General features: G+C 57.4%; 10 protein-coding genes. 4 read left to right on the forward strand and 6 right to left on the reverse strand.

Annotation, left to right across the window (positions count from 1 at the left end; genetic code table 11):
- Positions 1-62 precede the first annotated feature (62 nt).
- Both ABIE02_RS12875 and ABIE02_RS12880 read left to right on the forward strand, forming a co-directional pair.
- Positions 63-965, forward strand: coding sequence for a LysR family transcriptional regulator (locus tag ABIE02_RS12875; RefSeq protein ID WP_336995191.1), 903 nt, complete (start codon positions 63-65; stop codon positions 963-965).
- Positions 966-1,035: 70 nt separating this feature from the next.
- Positions 1,036-1,890, forward strand: coding sequence for a PA4780 family RIO1-like protein kinase (locus ABIE02_RS12880; RefSeq protein ID WP_336995190.1), 855 nt, complete (start codon positions 1,036-1,038; stop codon positions 1,888-1,890).
- 43 nt (positions 1,891-1,933) lie between these two features.
- Here the strand turns inward: ABIE02_RS12880 and nanQ are convergent, their stop codons facing one another.
- The 6 genes from nanQ to nanR all read right to left on the reverse strand — a co-directional run bounded on the left by nanQ (position 1,934) and on the right by nanR (position 7,372).
- Positions 1,934-2,398: an N-acetylneuraminate anomerase gene (gene nanQ / locus ABIE02_RS12885; RefSeq protein ID WP_336995189.1), complete on the reverse strand. Its 465-nt coding sequence runs from the start codon at positions 2,396-2,398 to the stop codon at positions 1,934-1,936.
- Positions 2,395-3,270, reverse strand: coding sequence for an N-acetylmannosamine kinase (nanK, locus tag ABIE02_RS12890; RefSeq protein ID WP_336995205.1), 876 nt, complete (start codon positions 3,268-3,270; stop codon positions 2,395-2,397). Before nanK ends, nanQ begins: the two co-directional genes overlap by 4 nt.
- Complete coding sequence (locus ABIE02_RS12895) at positions 3,267-3,956, reverse strand: N-acetylmannosamine-6-phosphate 2-epimerase (protein WP_336995188.1); 690 nt, start codon at positions 3,954-3,956, stop codon at positions 3,267-3,269. Before ABIE02_RS12895 ends, nanK begins: the two co-directional genes overlap by 4 nt.
- 25 nt (positions 3,957-3,981) lie before the next feature.
- Positions 3,982-5,472: an MFS transporter gene (locus tag ABIE02_RS12900; protein WP_117386764.1), complete on the reverse strand. Its 1,491-nt coding sequence runs from the start codon at positions 5,470-5,472 to the stop codon at positions 3,982-3,984.
- Positions 5,473-5,560: 88 nt separating this feature from the next.
- Positions 5,561-6,460: an N-acetylneuraminate lyase gene (gene nanA / locus ABIE02_RS12905; RefSeq protein ID WP_164540893.1), complete on the reverse strand. Its 900-nt coding sequence runs from the start codon at positions 6,458-6,460 to the stop codon at positions 5,561-5,563.
- A 126-nt stretch (positions 6,461-6,586) separates the two neighbouring features.
- Positions 6,587-7,372: a transcriptional regulator NanR gene (nanR, locus tag ABIE02_RS12910; protein ID WP_032613342.1), complete on the reverse strand. Its 786-nt coding sequence runs from the start codon at positions 7,370-7,372 to the stop codon at positions 6,587-6,589.
- Between the two features lie 302 nt (positions 7,373-7,674).
- Here nanR and ABIE02_RS12915 point away from each other — a divergent pair, with 302 nt between their 5' ends.
- Positions 7,675-8,235: a YceI family protein gene (locus ABIE02_RS12915; protein WP_032613344.1), complete on the forward strand. Its 561-nt coding sequence runs from the start codon at positions 7,675-7,677 to the stop codon at positions 8,233-8,235.
- A gap of 858 nt (positions 8,236-9,093) precedes the next feature.
- Complete coding sequence (locus ABIE02_RS12920) at positions 9,094-11,898, forward strand: Ig-like domain-containing protein (RefSeq protein ID WP_336995187.1); 2,805 nt, start codon at positions 9,094-9,096, stop codon at positions 11,896-11,898.
- Positions 11,899-12,531: the final 633 nt, after the last annotated feature.

A 12,531-nucleotide genomic window follows, 5' to 3' on the forward strand; every position in this document is an offset into this window, starting at 1 on the left:
AAGCGAAGCTGTGACGGGAAAAATAGCCTCGCGGAGACAAGACTTATACTCGGGAGATGAAAATGGTTCGGCTTGAGGATCTGATACTGTTCGTTCGCGTTGCCGCGCTGAGCAGCTTCAGCGATGCGGCACGAGAAGCGGGCGTCCAGCCGGCGCAGGTCAGCGCCGCCATTAAACGGCTGGAGTCGTCTCTGGCCATCCGGCTGTTTGCGCGCTCCACCCGCAGCCTGCGCTTAACCCCGGAAGGCGAAGCCTGGCTCCCCTACGCGCGGCAGATGCTGGATGCGATGTATGCCGGAATGCAGAAACTCCAGACCCCGGAAGAGGAGATCTCCGGCACCCTGCAGATTGCCGTTCCGTCGGATTTAGGCCGCAATTTGCTGCTGCCGGTGTTCCAGGCCTTTGACGAACGCTACCCGGCATTACGGCTGCGCATCTTCTTCTCCGATCAGGTAGCCGATGTCTTTAAAGATCCGGTCGATATCGCCTTTCGCTACGGCATGCCGGAAGATGCCTCCTATATTGCCCTCCCCGTCGCCCCCGACAACCGCCGCGTGCTGGTGGCATCGCCCGAGTGGGTTGCCCGCCACGGTGACCTGCAGCATCCCGATGTACTAAGCCGGGTCAACGCCCTCACCTTTGTTCTGCGCGGCCGTCTTCACGATCGCTGGACGTTTTTCCGCGACGGCGAGATGCACAGCGTCAACGTCAGCGGCAGCATGATGAGTGACGATGCCGAAGTGATCCGCCGCCTGGCGGTCTCCGGGGCAGGCGTGGCGTACAAATCCTGGCTGGATGTTGCGGAAGATGTTCGTGCCGGTCGGCTACAGGTGTTAATGCAAGGCTACCAGGGCGAAAGCGTGCCGCTGAATATGATCTGCCCGCACCGCAAACAGCTCTCGACGGGCGTCAGATTACTCTATGAGGCGGTCAAAGCATGCTGTGAAAGTCAGACGGCGCAGTAATCTTCATTAAAGAAGAAAACTGCCTGCGTTTTTGGTACGAAAAGCGACAAAAATGCGCTATAAAAGCCGCATGAAAATCCCAAACAGACTCCAGCCCCTGGTCGACGATGGCCTGATAGACAACGTGCTTCAACGCCTGAAAAGCGGCAAAGAGGCAGATGTTTATACCGTGCTATGCGGGGACCATATTCAGTGTGCCAAAGTGTACAAGGAAGCGTCACAGCGTAGCTTTAAGCAGGCCGTGCAGTATCAGGAAGGTCGTAAGGTGCGTAATACGCGCGATGCCCGCGCCATGCAAAAAGGCTCCCGATTTGGCCGTAAGCAACAGGAAGAGGTCTGGCATACCGCAGAGGTGGATGCGTTATTCCGCCTGGCGAATGCTGGCGTGCGCGTGCCTCAGCCTTATATGTGTCTGGACGGCGTGCTGCTCATGGAGCTGGTCACGGACTCTGATGGCGCCGTTGCGCCACGCCTGAGCGATGTGAGCCTGTCGGAAGAGCAAGCCCTGGCGGATTTCGACACCATGATCCGCAATATCGTGCGCATGCTCTGTGTCGGTATTGTCCACGGCGACCTGTCAGAATTTAACGTGCTGCTGGATGCCCAGGGGCCGGTCATCATCGACCTGCCACAGGCGGTAGACGCCGCCGCGAACAACCATGCCCAGTCCATGTTTGAGCGCGATGTGAATAACATCACCGAGTATTATGGCCAGTTCGCCCCGCAGCTGCTGAAAACACGCTATGCGAAAGAGATCTGGATGTTCTATGAAGACGGTAAATTAACCCCGGAAACGCCGCTCACCGGGCTGTTTGTCGAAGAGACGCATGACGTGGATATGGATTCCCTGCTGGATGAGATCATTTCTGCGGAAGATGAGTATTACGCACGCCAGCGTGCCGTTAAAGAGCGTGAAGACGATTAACGGCCAACAAGCCCGCACATAATGCGGGCGTTGTTGTTAGCCTTTAACCCAGCAGACTTCGATGTACCTTAATGACCGCTTTCCTGATCATCCCCGGCTGGGTGACCGGGCAGCCGGGTTTATGCGGCTCCCCCGGCATAAAGACGGCAAACATACCCGGTTTTAACGTCAGGGCCTGTTCGCTTTCTGTCTGCTGACAGAGCTGATAATCCTCCTGCTCGTGCCACGCATCACAGTCTCGGGCGCTCCCCGCCAGGCCGTAGTAAATCCGCTCTTCCCCCTCCAGCAGGATCTGAATATCAATGTAGTTACGGTGCAGCTCCGCGCGTTTTTCCTCGGGGCGCTGCGTCGCAAACTGCATCACGTTCACAAAAACCGTTTCCCCTTGCAGGGGATAACTTCCCGGTGCGAGGCTGGCGATCCCGGCGCTTAGCGCCTGATCCACCGCCTGACAAAACGTCGCCGGCAAGCCTGCCGCCTGAAGCTGGTTGATATCACCCACAATCATGACAAATTTCCTTGTGCCCATAATGCCGCGCCAAGCAGCCCGGCGTTGCCCTGATGGCGGGCAGAAGAGAGTTCGGTCTGGTACGCCGAAGGTTCCTGCGCCAGGTAGGATTGCACCCGCGGGAGATAGCCGTCGGCCAGCCCGATGCTGCCGCCGATCACCACCCGCTGGCAGTCAGTCAGGGCTTTCAGATCCGCAATAAGCCGCGCCAGCGTTCTGGCAGAACGCTCGACAAGCGCTACCGCCTGTTCATGCCCCCGGGCGGCATGCGCGAAGATGGCTTTTGCATCCAGCCCGGCCAGATCCCCTTCTGCCGCTGCGGCGATCCCCCGCCCCGAGGCAATCGCCTCTACACAGCCGACGCGCCCGCAGCCGCAGCGCGGGCCGTTCGGGTCAGCAAGCGTATGACCACAGTGGCCGGTCAATCCGCCGGAGCCGGTCACCAGCCTGCCGCTCTGGATCACGCCTCCCCCCACGCCGGTCGAGACGGTGATAAACACCATGTCGCGGATGGCGGGTGGCATCTGCTGGTACTCGGCCAGCGCTGCGGCCTGGGCGTCGTTCAAAGCCACGCCAGGCAGCCCGGTAAGGGTGGATAACACATCCACCAGCGGAAAGTGTGAAAGCCCGCCGAGGTTCGACGGGTTAATCGACGTTAATACGCCATGCTGAATAATCCCGGTCGAGGCGATAGCAAATTGCTGCGCCTGCGGCCAGAGCGGCGTCACCAGGTCGCGCAGCGCAGCCTCCAGCGCATCCGGCGTCTGGCTGGCGGGCGTCGGGATCTCCCGGCGCGCGATAATCTGTAAAGCGCTATCCACCAGCGCCGCGGCGAGCTTGGTCCCGCCGATATCCATCGCCAGGGTGATCATTTTGCCGCTCTCTGTAATGCATCCCGATACCACTGGCAGATATGCTCCAGCCGGGTGATCGCCGATCCGACCGTGACGGTCCATGCTCCATGCTTTATGGCCTGCGCTGCCAGCTCCGGCGCGTTATAGCGCCCCTCGGCCACTACCCGGCAACCGGCCTGACTCAATGAGGCCACCAGCGCCAGGTCCGGTTCGGTGGAGGTCTCGTCAGTGGTATAGCCCGACAGCGTGGTACCAATCAGCTGCGTCCCCTGCTGGTGGCAGTACAGCCCCTCCTCCTGCGAAGCGCAGTCGGCCATCGCGATCAGTTGGTGGTGCTGAATGCGCGCCAGCAGCGCATCAACGGAGACCGGGCGAGGCCGTCGGGTGCCGTCAAAGGCGATGATACTGGCCCCCGCCCCGGCCAGGGCATCCACATCCTCCAGCCAGGGGGTTATGCGCACCGGGGAATCGGGCAGATCGCGCTTCACAATACCGATAATCGGTACGCTCACCAGGGCGCTGACGGCTCGCACGTTCTCAATACCTTCGATACGCAGCGCCACGGCCCCCGCCTGCTCGGCGGCCAACGCCATCGCCGCGATGATATCCGGTTTATCCAGCGGGCTGCCCGGCACCGGCTGACAGGAGACAATCAGTCCGCCCTGGGCTTTTACTTTTGCATCCAACTCGTCAAGAAATGACATAACACCTCCATTAATAAATTCAGCTTCAGCCTTTGTTTTTGACAAAGTGGCTGGCCCTTTCCCGGGCAATCAGGGCGCCGCTAAAGGGTTTACCGTCGATGGCGTCATGGGTACGCAGTGCTTCCGGGTGCAGCCAGCGCTGAACGCGGGACGGCATATCAAAACCAATCAGCAGGATGACGACAAAGGTCAGGCCAAACGAGAGCGAACAGAGCGCGGTACCCAGATCCAGACGTTGGGCGATAAACGCGCCCAGCACCGGGGCCAGCGCCCCGCCCAGTGCGCCGACGTTATAGGTAAACCCAAGTCCGGCCGCACGCTGTTCGGTATCGAAGTAGCCTCCAATCAGTTTAGGCAGGATGCCGGAGATCCCCTGACCAAGCATCTGCTGGAAGAAGAGCAGCAGGCCCAGCACCCAGACGCTGCTGCCGCCGATGGTGAACACCGGAACGATCAGCAGTTGGGATGCCAGCAGGCTACAGACATAGGCTTTACGTGTGCCTAACCAGTCGCCGAGGAAGCCCCCCGCACAGCATCCGGCGGCAGCACCAAAGCCACTGAAGAACAGCACCTGCGCGACGGTGGCCGGATCGTAAGCCAGATCCGTTTTCAGATAGGTGGGTAACAGGGCCTGGATAGGCCAGGAGTAGAGGAAAGCAAACAACACCACCACCATCAGGGTGACGCCGGTCGGCCAGCGCTTGCCGCTGCTCTGCACCATAAAGCTGATAAAGATCCCCGCGCACAGCAGGCCGAGCACGGCAATAATGGCGGCGCTCTCCAGCTGGCCTGCGAAGCAGAACCACAGCGACACGGACGCCACCAGCGTCATGGCAATATTGATGAAGCGATGTTCGCCGCGATAGAGAATATCCACCATGGTTTTGACCGGGGTTTTACTCTGCTGCTTCTCTTTCCAGTCTTCCGCTTCGGGGATATTTTTTCTCAGCCACAGGGCAAAGATAATCGGCAGAATGCCGATGAAGAACAGCGCCCGCCAGCCCCACTCCGGCACCACCAGGCTGTAGACCTGGGCCGCCACCACCGCCCCGACGGAGAAGCCAGAAATCAAAAAGCCGCTGGCTTTATTACGCAGGTGTTTTGGCCAGCTTTCGATAACATAAGTCGCGCTGGAACCGTACTCCCCCGCCATCCCCATCCCGATCACCAGCCGGGCGATGAACATGGTGGTGTACCCCTGGGCCAGACCGCACGCCAGGGTGCCCACGGAAAAGAGAACAATACTGCTCACCATCGCCAGGCGGCGACCGTAGCGATCGCCCATCGCGCCCAGCATCAGCCCGCCGAACCAGCGGGAGATAAAGGCGGCGGAGATCAGGCTCGCGGCATGCAGGGTGGTCAGGCCGAATTCGGTTTTTATGTCGGTTAAGACGAGGGCTATCAGAACAAAATCAAAACCATCAAGAACATAGCCAACCCAGGCCGCGGAAAACGCACGCCACTGTTGTCGGCTCAGGCAACGATACCACGGGACATTTTGTGTCATTGTATTCATGTCAGTCTCCGCAATGGGTAAACCCATACGCTGTTTTTGTAGGATACAGCTTCAGTGATGCCGGATATGCCCGGCATCAGACGTGGTCTTAGCCTTGTTCTTTTTCTTGTTGGAGTTGGTGGGCTAATGCCCGCAACGCTGGCAGATATTTTTCATCCACCGGCGCAAACGGCTTACGGCACAGCGGAACCTCAATCACGTCCATATAGTGCAGCACCGTTTTCAGGCCACGGAAAACACCGACCTTGATCAGCAGATCGATAACCTCATTACATTTGGTCTGCAGCGCCTGGGCGGTGGCGATATCGCCGGCTTTCAGGGCGTTGACGATCCCCTGATAACGCCAGCCCATGATGTTATAGGTGCTGCCGATCCCGCCATCCGCCCCGGCCAGCAGGCCAGACGCAAAGATCTCATCGTATCCGTTATACAGCACCAGATCCGGGTGCGCCCGGCGGATCTGCTCCATCTGGAAAAGATCGCCCGAGGTCTGTTTCAGGGCACCCACGCCCGGCAGGGTCACCAGGGTGTTGATCTGTTCCAGAGAGAGTTTCACCCCGCTGAGGGCTGGAATGTTGTACACCACCATCGGCAGCCCTTCGGCCGAATCAATGATCCCGCGGTAGTGGTCGCAGTGTTCCTCAAAGCTGAACGGGTAGTAGAACGGCGTCACGGCAGAGACGGCATCATAGCCAAAACGGCTGGCGGCCTGGGCTAACTGCTGGCTTTCATGGGTACTCACGGTGCCCACGTGAGCAATCAGGGTCACTTTTCCTTTCGCCTCTTCGGCAACAATTTCAAGCACTTCCTGACGTTCAGCGCTGCTCTGCACAAAGGCTTCGCCGGTGGAGCCGCCGACGTACAGGCCGTCCACGCCCTGCGCGATATTGAACTGCACCAGCTGGCGCAGGCTTTGGGTATCCAGCTGCTGCTGGTGATTAAACGGTGTAAGAAGAGCGGGCATAACCCCTTTCAGCGTAACTGACATATAAACCTCGTGTATGTGATGATGATACTATGACTGTAGACCTTTATACCTGTTATACCAGCAAGACGAAAAAAAACGGCGTCGAAATACGCAGAACGCGATCCAGTTCACTAAATGATCGCGGAATTACTTACGGCGCTTTTTGCTCTGCTCGAAGGCGTGCCAGGTGGCGAAAACGCTGGTGAGGTGCGCCTGTAAGGCCTGTTCAGCCGCATCGGCATCCCGGCTACGGATCGCCTCGAAGATGGCGATATGCTGTTGATAACTGGTGTTATTGTGCTCGTGCAGCGCCTGTTCTGGCACTGTGGGGCGGGCGGCGATCAGCCAGTCGATCAAGGCAACGTGGATCGCCATAAAGATAGGGTTGTTGGGGATCTCCGCCAGCACGCGGTGAAACTCAACGTCAGAGCGGATAAAGAGCGCGTTGTCATCCAGCGACTGGCTGTTCAGCTCCAGCGCTTTTTCCAGCAGGGCAATCTGCGCCTCGCTGGCATGTTGGGCGGCATGGCGCACCAGGCTGGATTCAAAGAACAGGCGCAGCTGCTCGAAGTGGGCAATCCCGCCCGGATGGGCAAGAAAATCTTTCGCCATACCGGACAGCTCGTTGATGATGGTATCCGCAGACGGGCGGGAAATACGGGCGCGCTCGCCGTTCTGGATCTGCACCAGCCCTTTGCGTTTTAACGCCGCCAGGGCTTCACGAACCGAAGGCCGACCGACGTTAAAAAATGCCATCAGCTCACGTTCAGAAGGGAGCTGCTCCCCTTCGGCGAACTCGCGACGACGGATCATCTGCTCCAGCTCTTCTTCCACCATCTCTGACAATTTTTTGCGCGCCAGCGGGCGACGGCGTAATGCACGCCCAATGGTTTCCGGGGAGTTTTCTGCCTGTTTTTCGCTGGAGATTGTCATAGAGGTTACATCGTAAGAAGTTGAGTTAAGAAGTTCTTTATCATAACACAGGCCTTACTGCCAGGTGGTATGCGCGTTCCGGGTGCCGGGGATAAAGGCCGGGTAAGGCATCAGGCCACCCGGCCATGCAGCGGGGGGCCTGGCGCCCTCGCCCCGGAAAACTTTCTAAAACTGTGACCTCACCGCAAATGCAGGAATAACAATGCCCTGAATCCCCTTGCCGATGCCCTCACGCCTTTCTACGCTTATCTCACGCAGGGCCACACCCTGAATAAACCTGCGCTTTTTGAAAGGGAGACCTTATGCTGCGCCTGTTTCTTCTGCTGGTGGTCACGCTCACCTGCCCGTCGCTACAGGCGGCGTCAATTGCTCATACCATCGACACCGAGAGAACCACCATCAAACTGTCGTGGCGCGCCTTTGGCGGCATTCCATCGTGGGCGCATCTGAAAGGCGTGACGGGTAAGGTCATCCTGAACCCGGAGAATGAATTTGACGACCACATCAATGTCACCGTCCCGGTGGCGACGTTACAGGCCTCCAACAACCTGCTCACCTGGCAGTTGAAAAGCGACATGTTTTTTGATGCCGCCCGCTACCCAACCATTACCTTCTCCAGCACCCGGGTGGTGAAGCTCGGCCCGGATCACTACCGCGCCTTTGGCACCCTTACCGTCCGGGATCTCAACCGTCCGGTGATCCTCGACGCCCGCCTCGATCGCCTGTCGGGAGAGACGATCGCCCTGCATGCCACCACCGCCATCTCTCGATCGGCCTATAAGATGGATCGTTTTGCGCTGGTGGTGGACGATCGCATCGCCATAGCTATCGATATCCAGGCAAAACCCGCCACCGCCCTGTAACAGCGCCAGGAAGGCAACGCACAGCGGCGTCAGTTGACGCATGACGGTGACTGCGGTTCGCTTCAGCGGGAATACCCGACAGATAAAGGCGTAAGAGACGATTTTATTCGATAATATTTATCAATTATTGCCCCGAAGAGTTCCGCGGGGTGTTCTATACTGCGCCAGCGGAAATAACAACGCCGGAGAAAATAATACGAATGTCGTAGAGATATTTACCAACGGCCCGATGATAAAATTAAAAAATCATACCTTTGTATTATTACTATCCGCAGCAATCCGTCTAATTACCCGTTCCGCCAAAATTGCAAACCCGATAAAAATAAATTTTCGGCTATGATGATGCGCAGAAAATAAATATTATGTTATGGCTTTTTTATTACGATAAAGTGTGATCGGTCTCCATTTCCACAGCCTTAACTCTTCCTGAAAACAAAGCCACCAGGTAACGCAAACCCACGCGCCGCAAGGCTTTTCGAAAGACCACCTGCTGCCACTCTCTTTTTTATCACCCTACAAAAAGCGCTATCTCGCTTATAATTCATTTCGCCGCTTCGTCATTTGCGCTTTTAGTGCTTTCTGGCTATATCATTTTTAAGCAATAATGAGACGATCGCAATATTAATAACAGGGATGACAAAATTCACACCTGGCCTTACCGCAACGTTTAGCTGATTCAGATTGAGCTTTAGCGCAATGCCGCTTCCGGGCATACGGATGGGCATAAGTCGCTTTAAAACTATTACAGCAGGTCACTCTTTCTAACAAATAGTGTCTCCTTTGGGACGCTTAAAATCTGCTGAGAACAAATGAATTTAAACACACAGCATTTCTTTCACTCTGTTGGGAGTAATACACATGAGTAAATTCACTGTCATCTCCAGACTGACGCATCAACAAACGGTAGCAGAAGGAAACCAGATCATACTGGGCGAAGATTCCGTGGTGAAGCTTCAGGCCGGCAGAGGTGATATCGCCAGCTATTCCCGCAGCAACAGCGATCTGCTCGTCAGAATGACCAACGGCGAAACCGTGACGCTGAAAAACTACTTCGTCAACAACCACCAGCTGGTGCTGGATGAAAACGGTGCCCTGTGGTGGATTAACGATCCGCTCGCGGTGGAGCGTTATCAGTCGATCCCCTCCACCGATGCCCTGATTGCGGGCAACGTCAATAACTCGTCCGGCGATACCCCAATCTGGCCGTGGGTGCTGGGCGGCGTGGCAGCGGCAGGCGGTATTGCACTGGCGGCGGGCGGTGGCGGCGGTGGAGGCGGCGGCGGGAGTGACGATCGTATCGATCCAGGCCCGGTGCCCCAGGATACTACACCGCCAACCGCGCCCACTAACCTGCATTTCGCGAATGGAAATACCCAGCTACTCGGCAGTGCCGAGGCCAACAGTACGGTCACCGTGACCGATACCAGCGGTAACGTAGTGGGCAAAGCGAAAACCAACGGCAACGGCGAATTTAGCGTCGAGCTGGGCACGCCCTACACCAACGGCGAGACCCTGACAGTTATCGCCACCGACGGTTCCGGTAACGTCAGCCCCTCCACCAGCATCACCGCCGCGGATACGACCCCACCGGAAACCCCGATGATTATTTTGGCGGATGATGCTGTCGGCAGCCTGACCGGTTCGCTCAACAGCGATCAGATCACCGACGATCCCCGTCCGGTCTTTAGCGGCAGCGGCGAGGCCGGAACCACCCTCACGATTTACGATAACGGTAAATCCATCGGCTCCACGGTGGTGAACAGCGACGGCAGCTGGACCTTCACCCCCGCCAACAATCTTGCAGACGGCTTCCACCAGTTTACCGCGGCCTCCACCGACGCTGCGGGCAATGTCAGCCCGGAATCAGCGGTGTTCAACCTCACCATCGATACCGTTGCGCCGAATGCGCCAGTACTGGAAGTGACCGACGACGAGGGCACCCTACAGGGCCTGCTGACTAACGGTGGCTTTACCGATGACAACCAGCCGGAGCTGGGTGGCTCGGGCGATCCGGGCAGCATCATTGCCATCTATGACAATGGCCTGCTGGTGGCGGAAGTGGAGGTTGCCGCCAACGGGGCCTGGAGTTACACCCCGCCCGTCGCCATGGAGGATGGGCTGCACAGCATCACCCTGACGGAAACCGATGAAGCGGGCAACCTGAGCCCCGTCTCCGCCCCCTTTGAATTTACCATTGACCGTACGCCGCCGCCTGCCCCCACCGGTCTGGCGATTAACGCCGCCGGGACAATCCTCACCGGCACCGCAGAAGCCAACGCGACGGTCACGATCACTGACGATGTGGGCACCGCTCTGGGCACGGCGATAACCGATGCCAACGGGGCCTTTTCCGTTACCCTGACCCCGCCTCAGCTCAACGGCGAGACGCTGAGCGCCATTGCCACCGACAGAGCCGGTAACGAAGGCCCGGCGGCAGACCTGGTTGTCCCGGACATTACCGCCCCAGCGGCACCGACCGCCCTGGTGGTGGCCGCGACGGGTGACAGCATAAGCGGTGAAGCCGAAGTGGGCGCCCGTATTTCGGTGCGTGATGCCGGGGGAACGGAGTTAGGCTCCGGTGAAGTCGGGCTTGACGGTAAGTTCACCGTCCCTGTCTCCCCGAGCCAGCTTAACGGTGAAGTGCTGACGGTGTACGCGTTCGATACCGCCCAGAACCAGAGTCCTCCGGGGCAGGCCACCGCCGCTGACTCCACCCCGCCACAACCGCCTGCAGATCTGGATATCTCCACGGATGGCCTGACGCTCACCGGCACCGCGGAAGCGGGCAGCACAGTGGTCATTATGGAAGGCACAACGAAGCTGGGTGAAGTGGTGGCTGGCGAATCAGGCAGCTTCACCTTTGCTCTGACACCCGCCAGGCTCAACGGTGAGATCCTGAGTCTTACCGCCACCGACGAGGCGAATAACACCAGCCAGCCCAGTACGGTAGAAGCCGACGACACCACGCCTCCGGCCACGCCAATTATTACCGACGTGGTGGATGACGTTCCTACCCTTCTCGGCACCATTGCGAGCGGGACAATAACCGACGATCGCACCCCGCAGATCGCCGGGACGGGGGAGCTGGGCACCAAGGTCTTTATCTACAGCGAGAATATTCAGATCGGGATGACGGAGGTCGATACGACAGGCCACTGGTCGTTCCAGGTCCCGGCAAGTCTGACGGACGGGGCGCACTCCCTGACCGCCGATGCCGTTGACCGCCGCGGTAATCACAGCGTGATGTCCGAGATCTGGGCCATTAACGTCGATCCGGCGGCCCCGAACCCGCCGACCGCGACGGTGGCCACCACGGCATTCGCCCAGGCCGACGAGCCGGTGGTCAGCACCCTGAGCGCCAGCACCACGGGCGAAACCTTGATCTATAACGTGCTCAACGACACTGGTGACGACCACGTCAGCCACTTCTCGCTGGCGGCAGGGGACAAAATCGACATCAGCGAGCTTTTGATCGGCTGGAATGGCGATCGCGCCACTCTGGGGGGTTACATTCAGGTCAGCAACAGTGATGGCAACACGGTGATCAGCCTCGACCGGGACGGGGCTGGCTCCAGCTATACCCCCGCGACGCTGGTGACCCTGGATGAGGTCCAGACCACCTACGAAGAGCTGGTCAACCAGAACCACATTATTACCGGTTAGCCTGTACGCGCCGGGGGGGCGGCAACGCCTTTCCCGGCCTTAAAAACCGAAATATATTTTGCCCTCCGATAAAAACCCCACACTTAATGTCATAAATATTGTGATCTAACTAGCATAATATTATTACTACTAAATACCCTGGTTGCCTTAACTTAAACCATGCTCTAAGTGGCAACACTATTTATTAATGCAACTCCTGTATATGGATATTAAAATACGCGCCTGATATATCTTATTCACTGCCTTATTTACTCCAGCTTAATTCTTTACACAGCCACACTAAAATATAAATTCGCCTGTTTTACACATCCAGATAATTACTAACCCCTTAAATTACCTTTAAAATGAACGCCTCCACTCAGCGCTTCGTCCATCACGCCAACCCGCACCCCGCCTGGACTCATTTAATTCACCTGCACAGCAATTACCGTTTCAACACTACTAACCCTTTATTAACCTGCGCTTAAGTTGCGCTTTTAGCACTTTATGGCTATATCAATTTCAGTCAATACGAAATTGTTACCAATATTAAAGACAAGGATTTTACCGCCGAGAAATATATCTCATATCGCCTTACCCCTTAATATCAAGGGCAAAATGTCGCTGCCACCATCGATTTATCGGCAGCCCTGA

Origin of the sequence: Leclercia sp. 1548, from assembly GCF_050435045.1 — a bacterium.
In the GTDB taxonomy this organism is placed as follows: Bacteria; Pseudomonadota; Gammaproteobacteria; order Enterobacterales; family Enterobacteriaceae; genus Enterobacter; species Enterobacter adecarboxylatus.